Origin of the sequence: Vibrio sp. 10N.222.52.B12, from assembly GCF_002875385.1 — a bacterium.
Classification (GTDB): Bacteria; Pseudomonadota; Gammaproteobacteria; order Enterobacterales; family Vibrionaceae; genus Vibrio; species Vibrio jasicida.
The window spans coordinates 24900-46772 of record NZ_MDAW01000123.1; the positions used below are offsets into that span (position 1 = coordinate 24900).

Below are 21873 nucleotides of genomic sequence, written 5' to 3' on the forward strand. Positions count from 1 at the left end.
GATAATTTGGGTTAAGAGTAGCGAGTTTACAGTGTAAAGAGTGAGCAGTTCTAGCAATTACATCCCTTTGAACAAACTTTGAGATGCACGGCTCACAGGGAGCTTACTTTCTCCAACATGCACAAACATTCTGCCAGCAAAGTCTTTGTTTACTTTGCTAATTTTGCACACTTGCACCACGCTTGAACGGTGCACTTGCCAGAACTGTTCTGGGTTAAGCTGCCCTATCAACTCTTTCAACGATGTGCGAATCAAATACTCTTGCACTTTGCCTTGTCCTTGTTGGGCATACACAGAAACGTATTTTTCTTCCGCTTTGAAATACAACACATCAGACGTAGCAATCAGATAAATGTCTTCCCCTTGCGTCGCTTTGATCCACTGAAGATATTGCGGCGTTTGTGGCGCGGATAATTGTTGTAACTGTTCTAACAGGCTGCTCATCTGCACATTACTGCTTTCTTGCTCTCGCTTGGCAAGGCGTGCTTTCACTCTTTCACACGTCGTCAAGAGGCGCTCATCTGAAATAGGCTTGAGCAAATAATCGGCGGCATTTTGTTCAAAGGCTTTTATGGCGTAATCATCGTACGCGGTGACAAACACAATCAAAGGTGGATTGGCGAGTTGATTGAGTTCTTGCGCTAATGTCATGCCATCCAAAACTGGCATACGAATATCAAGAAACGCAATGTCAGGTTGGCTTTGCTCAATGGCTTGCAACGCTTGTTCACCATCGGCGACTTTGGCTATTACCTCTAGCTCTGGCCACACTTCAGCTAGGCTTTTATCAAGATGACGCCTCAATAACGGTTCATCATCAGCAATAATGGCAGTAAACCCTGTATTCATTCCTTTCTTCCTTGATTACGATTCCATTGGCCAACTCAGGCGAACACAAACGCCACCCTGAGCAGACTCACTGATAGAAACCTCTCCTTGCCCTGCGAACAAAGCTTCAACTCGCTGCTTGAGATTACTTAAACCGACGCCAGAGCCCATGTGCCCACTAACGTGATTCAAGCCAACACCCGTGTCTCTGACTTCAATCTTCAAGTTCTGTTGTTCGCGCTTGATGAGCAAGCTGACTTCACCACCTTCTCGCTTCGGCTCAATACCATGGATGATGGCGTTTTCGATTAAAGGTTGGAGCATCATCGGCGGTAATTCGGTTCTGCCTAACCCCTCTTCCACCTCAATCTTGTAACTGAGTCGATCACCCAAACGAGTTTGTTGGATGCCTAAGTAAGCCTCAAGTAACGCCGTTTCATTGTCTATGGTAGTGTGCTCTTCGCGTGAGCTTTTGAGCGTTGCTCGCAGCAGCGCGGTCAACTGTTCTAGTATCAGCTTGGCTTTATCGACATCTTGCGACATGAGTGCACTGATATTCGCCAAGGTATTGAATAGGAAATGCGGTTCAATCTGGCTTTGCATCTGCTTAAGCTGGCTCAGCAACAGCGCACGATCTTGCTCTGCTTTCTCGCGTTTGATGGCCTCTAACTCTCTTTGAGCGATCGCATGTTGCTCGCGTGAATAGAAATAGAAAAAGCACATGGCACTGAATAACAATCCCATTAGACCAACCGACAGCATACTTGAGATACCGAAGTATTCCCCAAGCCAAAGCTGGGCGTTCACCACGCCAAACAATAGGCAAGCCGTCAGCGAGATAGCCACTTCCGCCAAACGAGAAATGGTAGGAAACAGGCGGTCGACAAGCCATGAGAAGAAGATAGCCGAATAGCCAAATCCAAAGCTAACCGCCACATGAATGTAAAATGGACCGCCCCAAACCGAGAGCGTCATTGCTGCGATAAAGAGACAAAATGCCGTGGTCACTAATAAGCTACGCGGCCATCCACTTTTCACCACTGATTTTGCTGAACACATTTAGAATTTCCCTTTGATGTTAAATACAATCATATGCTTATCATTGATTTGTGCGTAAGCAGATTGGTCGTCTCCGGTTAAAAAGCGTGCGGCAACTTCCACTTCTACACTTTGATCGCCAGTATCAATCCATTGGTAGTTAAGCCACTGCGTGACAATCACACCACCATCTTGTGGCGACAGCATCAGATCCAACGTAGGGGTTACATCACTTAGCCAGCCCATATCCGCTTTACCGTTCCATGCAGCCCACGCTTCCACATCCCAACTCCAGTGCAGCATTACGTTATGCTGAACGATATTGGCATGCTGAAACCCTTGGGCGTAGCTTGTCGCAAGTAGAGCGCTGCTAGCCAACAGAGAGTTGTTAGGATCAGGGATCTGAGAGAGTAATTCTCCACGTTCTATTGCTTGTTGCCATTCGCTTTTCGACCATGCACGGCTGTCGTACCAATATTCAGCAATCACGTTGTGTCCGGCTTGGTTTGCCCAGTTCAATCCAATTAAGGCTTGGAATGCGCTGCCCTGGTCCTCAACCGAAACGGGTTGGTAAAGATCATCCTGCTGAAACTGATACCCAACACTTTGCTTTTGCCACAGCATGGAACCGTGCATGGCGATGGATTCATCCCACACCGCAATGGCACTGGCTCCGAGTAAACCTCGGCGCACATCATCGTAATAACCAATAAGTTGATACTCGGTATCACCCACCAGCGCATAACGACGAATACCAACACCATGCTGCTCTGCGGCTTGATCCAGTGCACTTTGGTCTTGTTGCCCCCAGCTTGAATCCGTCGCAATCACCGTCCACTCGCCTGCCATATCGTAGTGTGAGAGTGAAAACACACCCGCACCTTCTTCTGCTACTAAGCCAACAGGATTTTGTCGATAAGGCTTAAACAGATCCAAAGGTCGGTAGCCATAACCTACGCCCCAATCCACGCGCAACTTACCCAAACTCACATCAAGAGTGGTATCACCGACTTGCCACTCCCCTAGCCAAGCCAGCTCTCTAATCAGCAACTGGTTATCAGCTTCACTCCACCAGTCACTCTCACCTTGTTGATTGAGGTACAAACCTTGGCTGTACAGAGCAAACAAGCCACTGAAGTTCTGATAATTCACCTGCACATCCAACAGTGCATTAAGTGAATCACGAGAACTGCCCTGCGCCTGCGTAAATGCGCTGTCACGCTGCTTGGCCGTTTCGTAGCTGACAGCCCAATCCCACTCAAAACTCAGCTCATCATTGGCAAAAACTGGGGCTGCTGCGCCCACACACAACGACGCAGCAATCAACAAACTGGTGCTTTTGTTAAGGTTAGACAGGTGCGATTTCATGTGACTTCCTTGCTCGTTTTCATGGTTCTATTTACGGAGTTCAGGCTAAAGCTGAGTCGTATTGGCTTTCGGCAAATAGCTTGGGTTGTAGAACTTGTTATCCAGCTGCCAAGGCACGATCTCTTGATACTCGATAACAGTTTTTTTGCTCGGCTGAATGCTATCAAGCAAGGTCATCTCACTGACGTAGTCTTCACCGTTGTCGCTTGCACGTCCGTATTGCGCTTGCTTGGCGAGTTTGCCTGAGCGCAAGTAGAGATCGGCTTTAATTGGGAACGCATCTTGCTCAGACAACCATAAATCGATCTTCTGATAACTCGCCCCTTTGGTTTTCGCGGTTAAGGCAAGGTGATAAGCCGCAACACTTTCTCCATTCACCGAAACAGTTTCTGTCGCTTTCCATTCACCTTGATAATCTTGGCTCCACGTCAGGGTTGAGATGTCGCCGATAGACGCTTCACCAAGCAGCTTTTGCATTGGCGTAATTCGAATAGGCCGACGGCTCTTTGGCATTTGCAGCCAGTAGTTATCGCCCATCATCAACATCTTTTGCCCTGCTTCAACCGCCGATTTGAATACCACCAGCGATTCACGATTTGGACGCGTGTACACGTGGTAAAGGCGGGTTTTATCTAACTCTTGGTCTTGATATAAGCGCACCAGTGACACCACTTTGGAAGAATCATCGTGCAAGCGGTAGCCGTCGGCTTTTTCAATCAATTGCGCGACTTGCTGTGCATCTAACGCTGTTTCATTCGCACTGACATTCATGCTTGCAACGCCAGTTACCGTTAGCAATGCAATTGGTAATAGTGATTTGAAATTAAACATAAATCAGTGCCTCCGTAATTGGCTTGTTCACCCCTTTGCGTGCCGAGAAAAACGCCGCAACCAAACAAATCATCAATACTGCAAATCCTGCTATAGCTACCAGCTCCCAAGAGAAGTAAATCGTTAATGGGTAACCTTCTGTGCGTCCTGGCGGTGGCGGCATTTGCACATCCACGACCATCAGTAAGACGGTGACTAGCGCCGTAAACAAAGCACCGATTAAGCTGCCGATCACGGCAAGTAACCCTGCTTCGCGCAAGAACCCAGCAATAATTTCGCGAGGGTAGCTACCAAGTGCTGACAAGGTGCCAATTTCACGTGTGCGTTCCGTTACCGACATGGTCATGGTGTTAAACAGCGCGACAAAGACTACCAATGCCATTACTGCGCCCATGATACCGAAGATGCGGTCGTACAAATCTTTCACTTTGAGATAGAAGAACGCACGTTCTTGCCAAGGCGTAATCTCAATATCTTGGTCACCAAAGTTCTGTTTTTGCTTACTCAGAACCGAAGCCACTTGTTGCTCGACTTGGCTCGTTAAACTGGTATCGAACAGGAAGACAGATAACGCGCTGACTTTGTCTGAACCGAGCAGCGATTGCGCACTGTTGATGTGTACGTACAGCTGGCGTTTATCAAGCTCAGGCACGCCAGTTGAATAGATGCCACGCACTTTGAAGTCATACGCATTCAATGCGCCATCGGTAGTGGTCGCCAGCAAGGTAATCCAATCGCCAACGTGCACGCTTAGGTTGTTCGCCAAATCAACGCCGAGCATCACCTCTGGCTCTGCTGGGTCATAACGCGATGCATGAATGTTGGAAAGTGTTTGCCCTTCGCGCACATCCAAAAACGGTCCTTTCATATCGAATTCGCGCTCGTTCACGCCAATGCCGATAAAGATCGAGGACTTGTTGCCGTTGGAAATCAAACCACTGAACTCAACTCGTGGTTGCACGCCTCGCACTTCGTTTAAGCCAATCAATTGCTTGGTGATATCGTCGGCGTGAGTTAAACCGTTACTCAGTGGCATCTCTTCTTCTTTAGCGAAGTAACCCGGAGTGGTTAACGTCAGATGCCCCGTGTCACGCGCTGTCGATTCTTTCAAACTATCGTAGGTGTATAGCCCAAAACCACCCGCACTGGTTAACGCAAACACGGCAATGGCAATGATCAGCATCGACAACAAACTGCGACGGCGATTGCGTTGCAGGTTCAACCAAGCAAGGCGAACGGAAACTGGAATTAGCTTGCCCATGAAACCTCCTCCACACTTGCGTGCGTTTGGGTAATTTTGCCATCCACCAACTCAATGGTTCGATCACAACGGGATGCCATGCGAGGGTCGTGAGTGGCGACAATAAAAGTGGTACCAAGCTCGTGTCCGAGCCCTTTCATAATGTCGATGACCTTGTTGGCAGTTTGGCTATCAAGACTTGCGGTTGGCTCATCGGCAATCACCAATGCCGGTTTGTGCACTAAGGCTCGTGCAATTGCCACGCGTTGCTGCTGACCGCCAGACAGGTTATCGGGCATATGATGAATAAACTCGCCCAAGCCAACGTGTTCTAGCATTTGTGTGGCGAGCTCGGTTTGCTCTGCTTTTGAAAAGCCGTTGAGGAGTAGCGGATACGCCACGTTCTCTAACGCCGTCATCACGGGAACAAGGTTGAATTTTTGGAACACAAAGCCAAGCTTCTCACGACGCATTTTCGCCGCTTGCATTTGTCCGGTTGGGTATGGGCTGCCTGCAAATGTCACCTGACCTTGATATTGAGTATCCAGCATGCCAAGCACGTTAAGTAAGGTGCTTTTGCCTGAGCCCGACGGTCCACACAATGCCACCATTTCGCCGGCAAATACTTCTCCAGACACGTCTCGCAATGCACGCACGGTTTGGCTGCCAAGGGCGTAATCGCGACTAAGTTGATTAAAAACGATCATGACGCCTCCCTAATATTTCGCTAGCAGCGCTTTCGCGGTTTGCGTTTCTAAATTGCTGTCGCCCAACTGCTCCATTTGCGCTAACCATGTTTTGGCTTGTTGAACATCTTCAGCTCGTAGTGCTGCTTCAATGGCGTAGCGATAAATCCAAGACGTTGCGGCGAAAGGTTGCTGACTAAAACTCGGTTCATCGAGCAGAGAAAGGTACAGCTCGTAGCCACGCTCAAAGTGATTGAACATGTCTGGCAGAGAGGTAAACGTAGTAGCTGCCATGGCGGTGGCTAATTGGTATTCCGGCAAGCCTTGTAAGCGTTGTTGCTCTTGCAGTGGTAATGGCTGATTCGCCATTAAGTCCAAACCTTTTTGGATTGTGGCAAGACCGCGCTCGGTGAACTTCATCTTGTTCCAAGGCATAAACGCCTCACGACCTTGCAACGTTTCAGCACTGCCCAAGTAAACCAAGGTCACCGGCGTTGCGCCCTGCTCTTCAAGTTGTTTGGATAATTCGCCGTAAACGGTATCAACTAAACCAGAGTCACCCTGCGCCGCTTGGTTGAATTGACTGAGTGTGCGCTCGTTTGGGTTAGCCAGAGCCAGATTGCTGCTGAGTGCAAATGCGGCGATAAACGTACTTGCCAGTTTAAGAGCTTTGATTGAGCGAGATTGAGAAACCATCATGTACTGTCCTTAGTTGAACGTGATTGGATGGTTTCAGATTAAGGGAGAAGATCGCACGCTGCTTTTGCATGCGACCAATGGCAGTTATGCGGAGTGAATGGTATTGAGAGAGGATGAATGGTTTTGCGTTTCGGCAGCCTGCAATATCGCCTCAATCATTAAGCTGAGAGCCTTAGGCTGGTAATTGCGTTGGCGATAAACCAAATAGGCTTGGCGATCTCCACGGCTGTAGGACTGCGCGACCTGCACCAGATTCAGCTCAGGCTTCACATGACGAATGGGAATCGAGGCGATCCCCAAGCCGTTTTCCACCGCTTTGATCACTGCGGTTATGTCATTGACCACCAAACGCGGCTTGCAGTTGAGCATGTCCACTAGCTTGTCTTGTTGGTAAATAGGCACTTGCGTGGTGTGCGTGCTGGCAACCCAATCTTGCTTGGCTAAGTCCTCTAAGTTTTCAATACTTCCACCCGCTTGCGCTAGGTACTCTGGGCTAACAAAAAAGGCGTGCTCCGCTTTAAACAACGGACGAGCGATCATGTCATCTAACCCGTCCAATTCGAATGTCACCACCAGATCGCGGTCGGTTTCTGGAATCGAATTCACTTGGCTAAGCAGCAGATCAATGGTCACTTTTGGGTAGGTTTTGATGTAGTCCTCAACCACCTTATCGACCAAGTCATTGTAGAAGCGGCTTGGCATCACCAATCGAATCCGCCCTTCGACTTGTTGGCTTTGCTGGTTGAGCTGCAAGATACCGGATTCAATCTGCGCCATCGCACTGCTGAGTTGATCAAACGCCTGTAAACCTGTCTCGGTTGCCACCAACTCACGGCCTTTCTTCTCCAACAATCTCAGCCCTAGACGCGCTTCCAGCGCCGATAAACGACGAGACATGGTAGAGACCGGCAGCTCGAGCTTTTTCGCCGCCGCGAGCAAAGAGCCTTGCTCAACCACTGAGCAAAACAGGTACAAATCATCAACGTTTCCAAATATGGAATTCATACTTCTTCCATTGGTTATTTTTTCCAATTTTAGATAAGTATAACCTAGCCCACGTAGAAAAGAGACCCGAATATGCCGTGAACGCGGCGCGTAATAACGAATGAATACTAGGTACAGACGTGAAAGAAAATTTTTATAAATACGCGATATACACTGTTTTTTCAGCGGCAGCTTTGTTCTCCGCTTTTTTAGTCACCTCAGACAATGTTTCCCCTTTCACCACCCAAGCGACACTGCATCGTAATGTCGCAACCATTGCGCCCGAGGTATCTGGCGTGATCACAGATGTGCTGGTGAGTAACGGCGAATTGGTTGAAAAAGGTCAGCCACTGTTTGCTATCGATGACAGCAGCTACCAATTGAAAGTGGCACAAGCGAAAGCCGAACTGCGCCAAGCACGTGAATCAGATTCCGCGAAATGGCAACAATTGGCAGCAGCGAAACAAACCCAGAGTCAACGCGAATTCGAATACCATAACGCGAAGCAAAAACTGACGCGTAACCAAAAACTACGCAATAAAGGGTTGGCAACCGAGCAAGAGCTTGATGACGCGATCACCAATACACAAGTCGCCAGCAGCGCGGTGGAAGCGGCGAACGCGGAAGTGAAACGCATTGAGGCAGAGCTTTCTACTCAAGACCGCACAGCGGCTATTGAACTAGCAGAAGCAAAACTTGCCAGTGCAGAGCTCGACTTAAGCCACACCCAAATCGTGGCGCAAACCGAAGGCGTGGTAACTAACTTGCAACTGCAATCAGGCAGCTACATTACACAAGGCACAGCGTCTTTGATGCTAGTGGACGAAGCTCATGCGTGGATCAGTGCAGACTTCAACGAAAAAGGCATTGATAAGCTAACTAATGGTCGCGAAGTGTTGGTGTCCTTCGATGCACTACCAGGCAAAGTGTTTACTGGTGAAGTCAGCAGCCAAGAGCGTGCGATTTACGATACCAACAATGCCAACGGCCAGCTTTCTAGCGTGACCAATGATACTCGCTGGATCCGTGAGCAACAGAAAGTGCGTACCCGCATTACGGTTAACGAGTTGGATCCTTCAATGATTTCTGGTTCACGAGCAAGTGTGATCGTTGAAAGCGGCAATCCTGTTATGGATGTCATTAGCTCGGCTTGGATTCACTTGGTGGCGATGTTCCGCTACATCTACTAGGGGGTGAACCATGTGGACCTTCGAAAGCCTGTTTCAAAGTCGTTCTGAGCGCAATGAAGCACTGCGTGTCGCCCTTACTGTGACGATTTGTATGATGCTAGGCAAACTGCTGAACCTGGATTCTCCAGTTTATCTGGCGCTGTACCCAACCATCATCATGACCAAGAACAAAGACTACTCTTGGCTTGGTCTGCTTCGCACCTTGCTACCTACGTTATTAGCAGCAAGTACAGCGTTGGTGGTGACCGAAGTGTTTTCACAGCATCCATTTGTGGTATGGACCATTAGCTTGTTCTTCTTCGACTTTATGCGCCGCAGAGCGACCACGCCGCCGAAGAAAGGTCAGATGCTAATGCCAACCTTCAACTGGATTCTGATTGTGGTGTTTGCTCAGCACACCACCATGGACATGCCAATGCGCATTCATGAAATCCTACTATCGATGCTGATTACCATGGTCGTCGCAAAAACCATGGTGACTCTGTTCCCTGTTGAACGTGGCGGCAAACCACCAGCATTTGAAGAAGAACCTGTTACGTTTGAGAACCGAGCGATTTCACTCGCATTGATTGGTCTTGGTGTGGCGTTCTTGATGATTGTCGACATCATTTCAGCAACGTTTTGTTTGGTGCCTGTGATTGCCGCAGCAACGCAAACCACACACAACAGCTTTATCGACGTGGTTGACCGCCGTTTTCAAACTCAGGTGGGCGGCTGTGCATTAGCTGTAGTGTTCACCTTACTGATGGCTGGGCATCAATCCACGTTCGGTTACTACACCATCGTATTGGGTTTGCTTGCTTTTATGATCACCGCATCAATGGCAAAAGCGAAAGGCCCAGCAAAAGACGTCCATGCCGATGCGCTATTGGCGACCATGTTGCCGATTCAGCTGTACATGACCAGCAATGAACTGGGCTTGGAGAGCACCTTCCTCCGAGCTTGGGAGCTTACTGTGACTTTGTTTGTGCTGTGGGCGTTGTACCATTTCACGCACAAACCAGAAAAAGCCCAAGCCTAATCACGCCATCGCCTTAAGTACCCAATACTTAAGGCGTTTCCCTTTCCTATTTGGCTCATTTCATTGCGTTTTCTGTACCAATTTCCATTTCAATCTTATAAAAAATGTGGCGCAAAACCTCAGCCTGGTGTATTTATCCTTCCCACGACTTTCCAAGTCAGCTTACCCATAACAGGCGTCGTCGCACACTCCTCTCTTGCACACCTTTGCGTGGTGTCTGTTATTTCCAAATAGGATTCTTAGCATCGGAATGTTTGAGCTCGCAGAGTTCTGGTTGTTTTCGCCCCGCATTGGGGCGTTTTTAGGTTGTAGAAGATGAACAAGCGTTTCTTCCCTAGGATTGATTTGCCATTGCTGATGGCGATCATTCCGATCATGCTATTGAGTTCGCTCACTCTCTGGAGTGCCAGTGGATTCAATGAAGCTATGCTATTTAAGCACCTCGCTCGATGCGGTTTGACGCTGGTGTGTATTTTGGTCATGTCGTCGATTCCAGCGTCCAGCTATCAACGTGCAGCGCCTTATTTGTATCTGGTTGCGGTTTCGCTCTTGGCAGCAGTTGCCCTATTTGGCGATAGCACCAATGGCTCGCAGCGTTGGCTCGATATCGGCTTCTTCCGCTTCCAGCCTTCGGAACTTATCAAGCTTTCAATCCCCATTATGATCGCGTGGATGCTGCATCTAGAAGGTGGCCGACCAGACATTCGCAAAATTGCTTTCTGTTTGCTGATCACCTTTGTGCCTGCGGGCTTGATTGCCTTACAACCAGACTTGGACGGTGCTATCTTCACGGTGATCTACGCGTTGTTTGTGCTGTTCTTTGCTGGCATGAGCTGGAAGATAATTGGCGGCTTTTTGGTGAGTATTCTAACGCTGGCACCAATACTTTGGTTCTTTGTGATGGAAGCGTATCAAAAAAGCCGTGTAACGCAGTTCTTGCACCCTGAATCGGATCCATTGGGTTCGGGCTACCAAATCATCCAATCATTGATTGCGATTGGTTCTGGCGGCATGAAAGGTAAAGGCTGGATGAATGCCACTCAAGGTACACTAGGCTTTATCCCTGAAAGCCATACTGACTTCATCTTCTCGACCTACGCAGAAGAATGGGGCTTTATTGGTTGTGTGGTGTTGTTAGCGCTGTATTTGTTCATTACGGCACGTGTGATGCTGCTGGCGTGCCAATCTGAGCATTTCTTCAGTCGCTTAGTGAGTGGCGCATTGGCAATGAGCTTCTTCCTTTATGCCTTCATCAACACAGGTATGGTCAGTGGTTTATTGCCAGTAATGGGGAGTCCACTGCCGTTCTTTAGCTACGGTGGTACGGCGATGCTGACTCAAGGCATCTGTTTTGGCGTGATCATGTCGCTGTGTTATTCCAAGTACCGAAACACCTAAACGCTAGTCACAATAGAAAAGACAACAACACGATCAAAAAAGGCTTCCCTCGGGGAAGCCTTTTTTACAACTGGAGAACCGAATTACAGTTCGCCGTTGTGGTATACCTGTTGAACGTCGTCACAGTCATCTAGAAGGTCTAGGAACTTCTGGAATTTCTCTGCATCTTCACCCGCTACTGGCGTGTGAGTTTGCGGAACGAATGTGATTTCTTCAACGTCGATCACGAGATCTGGGAATGCTGCGTTAAGTGCAGTTTTCGTTTTGAAGAACTCTGTATGAGGAGCAAATACAGTGATCACGCCGTCTTCTAGTTCAACGTCAGTAACATCAACGTCGTCCATCATTAGCGTTTCAAGAATGACTTCATCATCTTCGCCTTTGAACTGGAATACTGCTTGGTGATCGAACATGTGAGAAACTGAACCTTCAACACCGATCTTCGCGCCTGTTTTAACGAAACATTGGCGAACGTCTTGGAAAGTACGGTTACCGTTGTCTGTTAGACAGTCAACAATCACACTTGTGCCGCCAGGGCCAAAACCTTCGTAACGTGCTGGTGCGTAATCTTCACCGCCACCGCCGTTCGCTTTATCGATCGCTTTATCGATAACGTGTGCAGGTACTTGGTCTCTTTTCGCTTTACTGATCAGGTGCTTCAGAGACAAGTTCATGTCTGGATCACCGCCACCGTTTTTAGCGCACATGTAAATTTCTTTACCGTATTTGGAATAAACTTTAATTTTTGCGCCTGCAGTTTTCGCCATAGAGGCTTTGCGCACTTCAAAACTTCTTCCCATCGGGATGTCTCTCTAAATTCAAATTTAATGCGAAGGATTTTAGCAAAAAGCGAAACTTTTTCCATTTCGCCCTGCAAAGGAATGGGGAGGTCACCTCTTCCGCCGCGGTAATTTCATTTACCGCCACGATTCGCTTTACGCGACACCCATTACTCGTTTGTACTTATCGACTGCCTGTTGAAAAAACACTTTTTCGCCAGCGTCGTTAATCTTAGACAATTGTTCTTCTATCGCCTCAGGACCAGATTTGGCCTCTTTGAGTTTCCAAACTAAAAACGACGCTTGTTTATCAAGTTCGATTTTATTTTTCTCGTCAGGCGGTAACAAGGATAGATTGAACGACATTCACAGCCTCAAGGTACTTTAAATACTAGCCGCGCACTATAACATACAGAATTACCATTTAAGAATAGAAACGCGCTTATCTTGATCAATTTCAAGTTGCTTCTTTAGGTTTATCCCGAGTTTGCAGCTCTTGTGGTAAGTGCTGCTCAAAAATTTGCTGCAACCGCTCCTTCGTCACAGGCTTAGAGACAAATTCATTCATTCCGACATCAAAACAACGTTTTTGGTCTTCTTTGATGACATTCGCACTCAAAGCAATGATTGGCACTTGTTTGCCCCATTCGCTCATCTGTCTAATATTTTCTGTGGCAATAAAGCCATCCATGACGGGCATCTGACAGTCCATGAGAATGAGATCAAAATGGTTTGCTTCGCATAGTTCTAACGCTTCTTCACCGTGCTCAGCCACACTGACTTGCATACCCAATTTTTCCAACATGATGCGTACAACTTTCTGATTCACAGCCGTATCTTCGACCACTAGTATCCAAGGTTTACTTTCATCTCTTGGGGAGGAAGGCACGCTCTGCGTTTTACTTTCTCCGTTCGGAAAATCGAGAATATTGGGAGTGTTGGGCGTGCTCGGAGAGATAGGCTTATCACTGACGACAATCAAAGGAATGGTGAACTCAAAACAACTACCAAGTCCGGGCTCACTCGTGAGACGAATTTGCCCTCCCATCACTTCAACTAACTTCGCACAAATGGCTAATCCTAATCCAGTGCCGCCATATTTACGTGTGGTGCTGCCATCTGCTTGCTGAAACTTCTCAAACACCGCTTGCTGGTTTTCTTTGGCGATACCGATCCCAGAGTCCACAACTCGAAAGTGCACTTGTGCGAGCTTATCTTCTTTGCTCACAAGGGAAACCATTAGTTTCACGTGGCCTCGTTCTGTAAATTTCACGGCGTTGCTGAGTAAGTTACTCAAGACTTGCTTCAGTCGGCCAACGTCCCCTTCCACCTCAGACGGCAGTTGCGGATCAATATCGCACACTAACTGTAAATGTTTTTGCTGTGCTTTTACTGTGTGCAAGCTGCCTACTTCATTAAGCAACTGCAGCAGATTGTAGGTCGCCGCTTCGAGTTCGATCTTACCCGCTTCAATCTTGGAGAAATCAAGAATATCATCGATGATCACCATTAGTGAGCCGGATGAACTGTTGATGATGTCGACATATTCGTGCTGCTGATCATCTAACTTAGTATCACCGAGTAATGATGCAACTCCAATGATACCGTTCATCGGCGTACGTATTTCGTGACTCATTGTGGCAAGGAATTCACTCTTCTTGCGATTGGCCACTTCGGCTTTTTCACGTGCGTCTTCAATTTCACTTTGGTGTTCACGAACTCGTTCAACGCTTCGATTATATTTGTGTTCTAGTAACCCTACTTCATCAAAGAACCAACGCTGAGGCAGTTGCAATTTGCTTGGCACATGCCCGCCACTGAAATCGCTCACCGCTCCAGAGAGTAATTGCAATGGTTTCACCATCAAACGAAAGGTAACCCAAAGCACCCCAAGAATGAGCAAGAAGATCTTGATCGCCTCGGCGATCACAAGGAAAAAGAAAGTTTGCCATAATCCTTGGTAGATCGGACTCAGATCCGATTGCACCGTAACCTCTGCAAGATCATAAGTTTTGACGCCCATGTCATACTGTAATGGCCACTGGCGCTTGATACTGTCGGATCCTAATGGCGATCCTAATTCCACGATCACTTCATCCGGCGTAGCAATGAGTAAATAGTCGACCGAAGGTAAACGCATCGCCCCTTCAGCCTGTGTCAATAATAGCTCTCGATCTTCCACCCATAAGCTGGCAGAAAAACCAGACAAGTAGCTGGTTTCAACCTGCTTCAACTCCATATCTAAACGAGCAAGGTCATCATTGAAATCACGATACAAACTCAAAGAAGAGATAATCACGGTAAAGATAAAACTCAACGCAAAAATCGCCAACATAAGCTGGTTGCCGATGCTAAACCGACGTTGAGTTCGCTCTTTTTTTTCCATATGAAATCACTCCCTTAATCTTGCGCTACTATAAATATAGTCTGGTCACGACAATAATCGAGGTTAGGATGAAAGGACTCTTACGGACATTGGGCTTTAGTTTCATAGCCCTAAGCACGCACAGTATGGCAAGTGAAGTGAACTACTACGTGATTTCTGAACAAGCCAGACCATTTCAAATAGAACAACAGGGTGAACAGCATTCCGGAATTGTGACGGATATCGTCAGTGAAATTTTTGCCGAGTCCAATTATGAAGTGAAATACCATACTTATCCGTTTAAACGCATGATCTCCGTTTTGGAAGCGGGCGGAGAAGAGAATTGGGTGACTTACGGCAGCCCAAACTGGGGCAAGGTACAATCAGAAAATTTGTCAGAGCAACCTATTTACACTGTAAAACATGTATTGGTTTCCAGCAGTAAAGCACCATTTAAATTCAGCGATATGGAGCACATGCAAGGCCGCTCAATCGTACTTCTACTCGGCTTTGATTACCCAAACCTCAGCCCGTTTTTTGATAACGGCACCGTGAATGAAATGCGCGTCAAAGATTACGATGCAGCGTATCGAGTTCTGCAAAGAACCCCTGGCGATACCGCATTTGTTGAAATGGAATCGCGGGTGGTATACAACATCAAACGTTTAGAGCTTCCGATGAGCGATTTCCAGATCCAATCTTTTAGTAATGTGATCCCAGATTACTCTATCTATCTAGCCTTCTCTCCGAACATTAAGCCGGAAGTACAGAGCTTCATCAATAAGCGCCTAGCAGAGCTCAAAAGTTCGGGGCAAATCGACAACATCATCAAAAAATACATCTAACCACTCATACCTAACCAATCATGAAAAAACCGCCAGCTTCGATAAGCTGGCGGTTTCATTTTTATATCTTCTCTGTGATTAATCTTGTTCGAGCGCTTAATCTTGTTCGACAAATTTGGGATCGAACATGTGGCCGAGCTTATTGGCTTTGGTTTGTAAGTAGTGTTGGTTGTTTGGGTTATTGCCCTCTTGCAGTGGCACTCTTTCTATCACGTTGATGTTCACCTTCGTCAGCGCTGCAAGCTTACGTGGATTGTTGGTCATCAAACGTACTTCATCGATTCCAAGATGCTCCAGCATCCCTTTGCAAAACGCGTAGTCACGCATATCTGCGGCAAAGCCAAGACGCTCATTGGCTTCGACCGTGTCTGCGCCTTCGTCTTGCAAGTGATACGCACGAATCTTGTTGATTAAGCCAATCCCCCTACCCTCTTGGCGCAGATAAAGCAGCACACCGCAGCCTTCTTCGACAATGTTTTGCAATGCACGGTTAAGTTGGAAGCCGCAATCACAACGCGTACTAAAGAGTGCATCACCAGTTAAACATTCAGAATGAAGGCGAATCAGCGGGGCTTTACTGTTGGCCGGATCACCATAAACCAATGCTAAGTGCTCTTTGCCTGTGGCGCTCTCGATAAAACCGTACATTACAAACGTGCCCCACTGAGTCGGTAATTTGGCTCTATCAATAAACCTCACCAAGCTGCTGGGCTCGATATGTTTTAATTCAGCACGCACGTTCATCAGAATCTCCCCTAAATGATTTTGACCAGAGCCATCTCCCCCATCTCCCCAAAAACCATCTTTGTGTGAGTGCTCTGTTAGACAGGCATTACCCGTTTTCATCAGTTGCTTGGCTAATTGAGGGTTTTGCAAAAACTTCTCACGCACAACAAACGCCATCACTGAGAGTTTGTCGTCATCCCAGTCTTCACGCACGAAGTGTTGATATTGACGACTGAGGGCGAAAGCTTCATCAGGCGTCTTCGCTGATTGGATTTTACTTTGCAGTTTGAGGTCGTTGAACTTTTGGGCTTGGTAATAGTGTTCGCTGGTGGGCCAAGATTGAGCTGAGACTTGAATCGGGGCATGACAGAAATTAGAAAGAAAGCCGTGAGATTCATCGGGCTCATAGAAAAGGATCTGATCAACCATAATCGTACTCCTGACGTTGCTGTTTTAATAGTCAACAAAAAGCATATTGCTATTGATATAATCTTTAGTAACGCTGAAGGAGAAAGTCAAACAATTGGTTGTAAAACAAAAAATGAAAAGGGCAGTCTTATGGCTACCCCATGATTGGTATTACCGTAGTGCGAGAATTAGTGAATCAAGCCAAGTTCCCTTGCTTCTTCGATGCTCAAACCGCTTTCACGGATTTCACGAAGTGCTTCAATGCGTCGTCTTGCTTCTGCTGACTTCACGATTTTCTCAGGTCTCACAACGGATTCTTCTTCTGGGAGTTCCCATTTGTGAGCGATGTTGCTCATCTCTTCATGGTCGATAGAATTAATGGACATATTTCCTCCGAACACACCATGTTTTCGATGGGTAATCTATAGCAAACCCCCAATGCAGAGGTAAGAAAAACAGTGGGGAAATGTGACCCCTCCCGACCTTTCATCAACTCGTTAATAGATTCATCATTTAGTTTTTGCAAACCACAGTATTAGCGATTAAATTTGAAGAATTCCCCCTACGAAAAGTGAGCTGATCCAGCTCTCATTTTTCCCGTGATTCTTCACACTTCTATAACCGAAAAAATTCTTTTTATTACACTCAACTTTCGAGTCACTTCACTTATTAGACGGTTCTGTCTTTCGTAAAACTCGCACACCTGATAATGATAATAATTATCTTTTGTATTGGTAAGGTGTTTTTATGAGTGACATAAACCTGATTCAGGCATACCACTCTGATCCGGTCATCCAGATCAGAGACTTATGTGTGGACTACATCACCGATCACGGCGACTTTAACGCAGTGAAATCGGTAAGCTTCGATATTGGCAAAGGCGAGATATTTGGCCTCGCTGGTGAGTCTGGCTGTGGTAAAAGTACCATTGCTTTCTCTATCAACCGTTTACACAAGCCGCCAGCGTTTATCTCAGGAGGCCAAATTCTATTTGAAGGCAAAGATATTCTGAGTCTATCCGACAGTGAGTTAAACACACTGCGTTGGAGCGAGATTGCGATGGTGTTCCAAAGTGCCATGAACTCCCTCAATCCAGTATTAACCATTCAGGAGCAATTTGCCGACGTACTGCGCCATCACAAAGGCATGACCAATGAACAAGCCAAGGACCGCGCAGAAAAGTTGCTCGACTTGGTCAACATTCCCCGCGATCGACTTGGCGAGTACCCACACCAGTTCTCCGGGGGCATGCGCCAACGTTTGGTGATTGCCATCGCCCTTTCTCTCAACCCAAAGATGATCATCATGGATGAGCCAACCACAGCGCTTGATGTCGTGGTACAGCGTGAAATCTTACAGCAAATCTATCAACTACGTGATGAGTTCGGTTTCTCTGTGCTGTTTATCACTCACGATTTGGCACTCATGAGCCAGTTGTGCGATCGCATAGCCATCATGCGTCACGGTAAGATTGTCGAAGTAAACAGTTCATACGAAATTCGCAATAACCCTCAGCATTCTTACACTCAAAAACTATGGGCTTCATTCCCGAATATCCACGACGTGCATAAAGAGTCAGCCACTGAAGGAGCGTTATCATGAGCGAACCAATCATCCAAATGAAAAACGTGATCAAAGAATTTAAAGTCGGTGGTGGTTTCGCGAAAGAAGAAACCTTCCGTGCGCTTCAAGGCGTGAGCTTTGACCTTTATGCAGGCAAAACTCTCGCGCTGGTTGGCGAATCAGGTTGCGGTAAAAGCACCTGTGCGCGATTAATTACCAAGGTGTATCCGGCCAGCGATGGTGAAATCCTTTTTAATGGAAAAAACATCAACGATATTACCGCTCGTGCAGAAATTCAGGACTATCGCAGCAAGGTACAAATGGTGTTCCAGGACCCATTTGGCTCTTTGAACCCAACCCACACGATTCGTCATCACCTGACTCGCCCGCTTAAGATTCATAAGCAAGTTAAAAGCGACAAAGAGATCCCGAGCAAACTACTCGAATTCTTGGAGCTAGTGGAGCTACCAGAAGAAACATTAAACAAGTTCCCACATGAACTGAGTGGTGGACAACGTCAGCGCGTTAACTTGGCGCGCGCATTGGCAGTAGGCTCCCAAATCATTCTTGCCGATGAACCAACATCAATGTTGGATGTTTCAATTCGTCTGGGCGTATTAAACCTGATGCAGCGCATGAAACAAGACTTGGGCATCGGTTTCTTGTACATCACCCACGATCTGGCAACCGCTCATTACATCGCCGAAGAAACCGCCGTGATGTATAAGGGCCAGATTGTTGAGTGGGGTGACACGCAAGCGATCTTGAAAAATCCGCAGCATCCATACACTAAGTTATTGATCTCTGCGGTACCAGATCCTGATCTGCCATTTGGCAATCTCGTGGAAAGTGAACCAAACTATTCAGTAAATGCAGATGAGATCCGAAACCGCAGCAGTATTGTGGTAGAAGACTTTGATCAAATTGGACCAAACCACTTTGTAAAACAATGGACTAAGGCAGCTTAATGGACTTGAATACTTGGCAAGATCTTATTTCGGATTGGTACGAAAACCGGAAGCATGATCAAGTTGAAAGATTGGAAGCGATCCTGTATCAGGCACCGGAATCAGTGTTTGGTCCTGAATTGACTGACGAGCAGAGCAAAGCGATCGCTTGTTGGCTCGATGGCTGCTTAAGAGTATTTCAATATGCCAGGTATCAAAACCATCAAAAAGCCTATCAGACCTTGCAATACACGAGTGCCAAGCTCGAACAAGCTGCATGTCAACCAATGACAGACATTCTGATTAAAGATTGGAGCTTAAAACGCTTACAACATTTAACGGTATTAGCGTTGGAATTTTGCAATCAGCAACAAGATCAAAGCGAATGGCAACAACAAGCGAATTGCTTGATAGAGTCGCATGTAGCGTTGATGCGATCGTTGAATTGGAATGAATCAAGGAAGCATGATCAAGGCTTACGTCATTAATTCGGAAGAATGATCAAGGTGTTGATGACTATAAATTAGGTTTTGAGCGGAATTTTAGATAAAAAAAAGCGAGTTTCTTGAGGAGAAACTCGCGAAGTCTATTCAGAATGAATGTAACAATATGAGCCAATCTATTAATCATCAGAAAGGACAAAAGGTTGTCTATTCGGGATAAATCTTAGTCCGCCATCCGCTCATCAATGTCAGTGATTTGTAAGAGTTAAGTCTGATTTCCATCAGTGCAATTCATTGTTACATTCTGAATCAATTGGTTATGCTTATTACTTAAAAATCATCGACCCAACACATGTTAAATGGCCATTTCATCAAGTGCTCTGAATACCATCTCGTCCATGTGCCCATCAAAAATCTGACGACATACCTTCCGACGAACGGCCAAGCCCGCAATCAAACGTTCAATGGTCAAATGCTTTATATCATTTTGGCTGTTGAACAGCTCCACCGTCTTACTCAGTGTCTCGTATGGCAGAGGAGCATCCCCTACTCTCAAGAAATCAAGCTTCTCAATGAAGTCAGAACACTCTTCTTTGATTGAGGCATACGAATGCCCTGTCATAGCTGACAAAGCCGTTACACTGCGTTCTAGAGCCTCTGGAGAGGTATATTTGGATAGAGTAATGGTGATCTCGTCAGCATTGATCTCAACCAAGTGCTTTTTCTGCTTAACTCGGCGGCCTAAATTGCCACGAGGGGACGGTGCTTTACGCTGAATAGGCTCAAATTCGCCATCTATGATGCCTGAGAGCTCGTCTAGCTGCTGCCTTGTCACCATCTCATTGCGAAGTGGATTTGGCAGTGTAGGCGCCATATTGCGCTTACCAGCGTTGGTTGTACGTGCTCGTGAGTAACGTAAGACCTCTTCGACATCACATTTGATGTCGATTTGGTAATCCATCACCTTACCGTTCTCGATCATCGTTTCGATCGTTAGGTGATAGCCCCAAAGATTGACGACAAAAAGATCTTCCGTCCCCTTGCCGTCTGACAAACGCTTCAACTCGCGGATCAAATCCATTGAGAATCGGCGCCATTCGATATTACGTGCTAATTTCTGGTTTAACTCGCTCAACAGCATGCAATCAGTATGCTTGCGTACTAGGCGACTACGGAAGAATGAGTACATCTGGAATACCAGCGTATGCTGCTTCAGAATTTCTGGCGGGAATAGGAAGAAGTAATCACGAGTGAGCAATTCTTCGTAGAACGAAGGCTCCCAAACCAAGATGTAAAGATTAGGTTTGATTCGAATCTCACCATCCAGACCTTCTGTAGGCGCTTCTTCCGAGGCAGTAATGGTTCGAGCGATAAACCGGAAACGATCACTCTTAAACCCTTCAGGCATGTTCTCACTCAGCCAACGGCCAGTCAGTTCATGCAACTGGAAATCGGTAAATTCAATACGATCAATACTGTCACGAATAGAATCTCGAGCAGGCCCACTGTCTTTTTTGCCACGCAAAGACAGAATATCGGTAATGTACAACGGCGTCTTGTTAGGGACATGCGCTGCATCCATGTGGTACTGATCTTTGTGATGATCATGGTATTGAACTGTAAGCGTAAACAACGCAAACAAGGTCATCAGATCATCAACGGTCATGATGTTTTTAGAAGATCGCGTTTCAATCACGGCTTTGGTGCCAGAGATCGATACCATCGATTTCTGATAACTCTTACGAGTACGAGGTGGTGCGAGGGCTTGGTCAATGATCCCTGCCCAATTGGTCGGTGATACGATGAATTGATCCGCTTCATCTTTCATCATTGGAGGTGTGTTAAGACCGTGCTCATTGAGCAAGCGTTTGTTCACTTGTGTTTGTGCTAACGCTTTGGAACGCTTTTGCTTCTCGCTTTGACGAACCTTTTCTGTCACCAGGCTGGTGGCTCCCAATGCCGAAATTAATTGGTTCGGGTTTACGAACTTATGCAGCATGGTTTTACCAGCAAGGCCTTCTTCAAAACGGACTGGTGTTTGCGTAAATAAACCAATATTCACCGCTGCTCGTAAACGTTGCTGTAATGCAGCACGCGTAAGTTGACCGTCGGTAGCACCAACAATTTCTGTTGTTGAAACTAATCCATCTTTGCTGCTGAATCCACGCAGTGAAATAAGATTAAGCAGTTCTAAGATGCTTTTGGTTACCCCTTTGAAATGTTGGTATTGTTCTACCCAATCTGCAGAAGATTCGTGTACCTCAAAAAGGTGCCCATCCTTATGGCTTCTTGGCGCTTTAATCAGAATTTTTTCATCAGCCGTCATTTTAGATCCAGATCACACTAGCCGTAGTTTCGCTATGGTTCCGAAGAATAAAGAAAAACAGATCATAAATAAAGAAAAAATCTTTGTTTTTTAAATAACTGATCTTTTTGATTAATCTGATCTTAATTGATTATATGATCTAATGATCTGGACATTTTTAGCGTCGTAAGTAGCTGTTTAACTTAGAT

General features: G+C 46.6%; 21 protein-coding genes. 7 read left to right on the top strand and 14 right to left on the bottom strand.

Annotated features, from left to right (window positions below; translation table 11 throughout):
- Positions 1–57: 57 nt before the first annotated feature.
- The 8 genes from BCT11_RS15925 to BCT11_RS15960 all read right to left on the bottom strand — a co-directional run bounded on the left by BCT11_RS15925 (position 58) and on the right by BCT11_RS15960 (position 7695).
- Positions 58–849 (bottom strand): LytTR family DNA-binding domain-containing protein, encoded by a 792-nt coding sequence (locus BCT11_RS15925; RefSeq protein WP_102388722.1) that lies wholly within the window; start codon positions 847–849, stop codon positions 58–60.
- Positions 850–864: 15 nt separating this feature from the next.
- On the bottom strand, positions 865–1887 hold the full coding sequence (locus BCT11_RS15930; RefSeq protein ID WP_102388723.1) for a sensor histidine kinase: 1023 nt from the start codon (positions 1885–1887) through the stop codon (positions 865–867).
- Positions 1888–3234, bottom strand: coding sequence for a hypothetical protein (locus tag BCT11_RS15935; RefSeq protein ID WP_102388724.1), 1347 nt, complete (start codon positions 3232–3234; stop codon positions 1888–1890).
- A gap of 45 nt (positions 3235–3279) precedes the next feature.
- On the bottom strand, positions 3280–4065 hold the full coding sequence (locus BCT11_RS15940) for an outer membrane lipoprotein-sorting protein (protein ID WP_102388725.1): 786 nt from the start codon (positions 4063–4065) through the stop codon (positions 3280–3282).
- The gene (locus BCT11_RS15945; protein ID WP_102388726.1) at positions 4058–5326 is read right to left on the bottom strand and encodes an ABC transporter permease; all 1269 of its coding nucleotides are present in this window, start codon (positions 5324–5326) and stop codon (positions 4058–4060) included. Before BCT11_RS15945 ends, BCT11_RS15940 begins: the two co-directional genes overlap by 8 nt.
- A complete protein-coding gene (locus BCT11_RS15950) occupies positions 5314–6012 on the bottom strand; it encodes an ABC transporter ATP-binding protein (RefSeq protein ID WP_045422972.1) in 699 nt (232 codons plus the stop codon). Before BCT11_RS15950 ends, BCT11_RS15945 begins: the two co-directional genes overlap by 13 nt.
- Positions 6013–6021: 9 nt before the next feature.
- The gene (locus BCT11_RS15955) at positions 6022–6690 is read right to left on the bottom strand and encodes a hypothetical protein (protein WP_102388727.1); all 669 of its coding nucleotides are present in this window, start codon (positions 6688–6690) and stop codon (positions 6022–6024) included.
- Positions 6691–6774: 84 nt separating this feature from the next.
- Positions 6775–7695: a LysR family transcriptional regulator gene (locus BCT11_RS15960; RefSeq protein ID WP_102388728.1), complete on the bottom strand. Its 921-nt coding sequence runs from the start codon at positions 7693–7695 to the stop codon at positions 6775–6777.
- A gap of 119 nt (positions 7696–7814) precedes the next feature.
- Here BCT11_RS15960 and BCT11_RS15965 point away from each other — a divergent pair, with 119 nt between their 5' ends.
- The 3 genes from BCT11_RS15965 (at position 7815) to rodA (ending at position 11283) form a co-directional block, all read left to right on the top strand.
- Positions 7815–8864, top strand: coding sequence for an HlyD family secretion protein (locus BCT11_RS15965; RefSeq protein ID WP_102388729.1), 1050 nt, complete (start codon positions 7815–7817; stop codon positions 8862–8864).
- Positions 8865–8874: 10 nt separating this feature from the next.
- On the top strand, positions 8875–9885 hold the full coding sequence (locus tag BCT11_RS15970) for a DUF2955 domain-containing protein (protein WP_102388730.1): 1011 nt from the start codon (positions 8875–8877) through the stop codon (positions 9883–9885).
- Positions 9886–10200: 315 nt separating this feature from the next.
- On the top strand, positions 10201–11283 hold the full coding sequence (gene rodA / locus BCT11_RS15975) for a rod shape-determining protein RodA (RefSeq protein ID WP_038869887.1): 1083 nt from the start codon (positions 10201–10203) through the stop codon (positions 11281–11283).
- 83 nt (positions 11284–11366) lie between these two features.
- Here rodA and BCT11_RS15980 read toward each other — a convergent pair whose 3' ends face one another.
- The 3 genes from BCT11_RS15980 to BCT11_RS15990 form a co-directional block, all read right to left on the bottom strand.
- Positions 11367–12083 (bottom strand): YebC/PmpR family DNA-binding transcriptional regulator, encoded by a 717-nt coding sequence (locus BCT11_RS15980; protein WP_038869888.1) that lies wholly within the window; start codon positions 12081–12083, stop codon positions 11367–11369.
- A 135-nt stretch (positions 12084–12218) separates the two neighbouring features.
- Positions 12219–12428, bottom strand: a complete 210-nt coding sequence (locus BCT11_RS15985) for a DUF3283 family protein (RefSeq protein WP_038869889.1) — start codon at positions 12426–12428, stop codon at positions 12219–12221.
- Between the two features lie 91 nt (positions 12429–12519).
- On the bottom strand, positions 12520–14448 hold the full coding sequence (locus BCT11_RS15990) for a hybrid sensor histidine kinase/response regulator (RefSeq protein WP_061035174.1): 1929 nt from the start codon (positions 14446–14448) through the stop codon (positions 12520–12522).
- Between the two features lie 68 nt (positions 14449–14516).
- Between BCT11_RS15990 and BCT11_RS15995 the strand changes: the two genes are divergently transcribed.
- Positions 14517–15272 carry a transporter substrate-binding domain-containing protein gene (locus tag BCT11_RS15995; RefSeq protein ID WP_102388731.1) on the top strand — a complete coding sequence of 252 codons (756 nt, stop codon included), beginning with the start codon at positions 14517–14519 and terminating at the stop codon, positions 15270–15272.
- 96 nt (positions 15273–15368) lie between these two features.
- Here the strand turns inward: BCT11_RS15995 and ribA are convergent, their stop codons facing one another.
- Both ribA and BCT11_RS16005 read right to left on the bottom strand, forming a co-directional pair.
- Positions 15369–16427: a GTP cyclohydrolase II gene (ribA, locus tag BCT11_RS16000; protein ID WP_102388732.1), complete on the bottom strand. Its 1059-nt coding sequence runs from the start codon at positions 16425–16427 to the stop codon at positions 15369–15371.
- Positions 16428–16594: 167 nt separating this feature from the next.
- Positions 16595–16792 (bottom strand): hypothetical protein, encoded by a 198-nt coding sequence (locus tag BCT11_RS16005; protein WP_038869893.1) that lies wholly within the window; start codon positions 16790–16792, stop codon positions 16595–16597.
- 361 nt (positions 16793–17153) lie between these two features.
- Here BCT11_RS16005 and BCT11_RS16010 point away from each other — a divergent pair, with 361 nt between their 5' ends.
- The 3 genes from BCT11_RS16010 to BCT11_RS16020 are packed head-to-tail and all read left to right on the top strand — an operon-like array spanning position 17154 to position 19404.
- Positions 17154–18008 (top strand): ABC transporter ATP-binding protein, encoded by an 855-nt coding sequence (locus tag BCT11_RS16010; protein ID WP_038869895.1) that lies wholly within the window; start codon positions 17154–17156, stop codon positions 18006–18008.
- The gene (locus tag BCT11_RS16015; protein WP_102388733.1) at positions 18005–18937 is read left to right on the top strand and encodes an ATP-binding cassette domain-containing protein; all 933 of its coding nucleotides are present in this window, start codon (positions 18005–18007) and stop codon (positions 18935–18937) included. Before BCT11_RS16010 ends, BCT11_RS16015 begins: the two co-directional genes overlap by 4 nt.
- Positions 18937–19404, top strand: a complete 468-nt coding sequence (locus tag BCT11_RS16020) for a hypothetical protein (RefSeq protein WP_042600295.1) — start codon at positions 18937–18939, stop codon at positions 19402–19404. Before BCT11_RS16015 ends, BCT11_RS16020 begins: the two co-directional genes overlap by 1 nt.
- 310 nt (positions 19405–19714) lie before the next feature.
- Here BCT11_RS16020 and BCT11_RS16025 read toward each other — a convergent pair whose 3' ends face one another.
- The gene (locus BCT11_RS16025; RefSeq protein ID WP_038871608.1) at positions 19715–21685 is read right to left on the bottom strand and encodes a replication initiator protein RctB domain-containing protein; all 1971 of its coding nucleotides are present in this window, start codon (positions 21683–21685) and stop codon (positions 19715–19717) included.
- Between the last annotated feature and the right edge of the window lie 188 nt (positions 21686–21873).